Here is a 665-nt window from a genome sequence, read left to right on the forward strand (position 1 = left end):
CCGTTGAACGGGTCCATCACCAGCATTCCGTCATCGACCGGCAGCCGGACCAGGAAATGCCCCGGGAAGGACACCCCGTCCAGCGGAATGCCGAGCCGGCGCGCGACTTCCATCTGCACCAGCGCCAGCGAGATCGGGTTGCCCAGGCGGCGTTCGAATACCTGGTTGAGATAGCTGTTGCGCGGGTCGTAATACTCGCCGTGGTCGCCGCCGTAGCCGAGTTCGTCGAACAGATGGCGGTTGACCGCGGCGATCTTCAGCGGCCAATGCTCGATCGTGTCCACCTCGGTGCGCAGGTGGTCGGCATGGCTCTGCAGCAGCGCGTCGTAGACCTTCGGGTCCAGGTCGGGGTACTCGTCGCGGGCAATCAGCAGCGCGGTGGGCAACAGCGGCAACGCCTCGTCGTCCAGCTCGGCCAGTGAATCCCACGTCGGCAATGTCATCTGCCCCTGCATGGCTACAGACTGGCGACAAACGCAACCGGTTTCAAGGGCTTCAGCGCCGGATCACGCCCGCCGGTAGAGCCGACCGTTGGTCGGCTGAGCGGGAGCGTTGAGGAGGGCCAGGGGCGGCCGACCAACGGTCGGCTCTACCCCGGGCGGGGGCGCGGTGTCAGCGGTCGGCGATGCCTGGGCCGAAGGTGATCTCGGTGCCGTCCTTCAGGC

1 protein-coding gene is annotated in these 665 nt (G+C 66.9%); it reads right to left on the bottom strand.

Annotated elements, in window-relative coordinates; genetic code table 11:
- On the bottom strand, positions 1-443 hold a 443-nt coding region (locus ACXJKJ_RS30780), incomplete at its 3' end, for a SirB1 family protein (RefSeq protein WP_457395301.1).
- Positions 444-665 lie beyond the last annotated feature (222 nt).

It is taken from the genome of Roseateles sp. P5_E1, assembly GCF_054049335.1.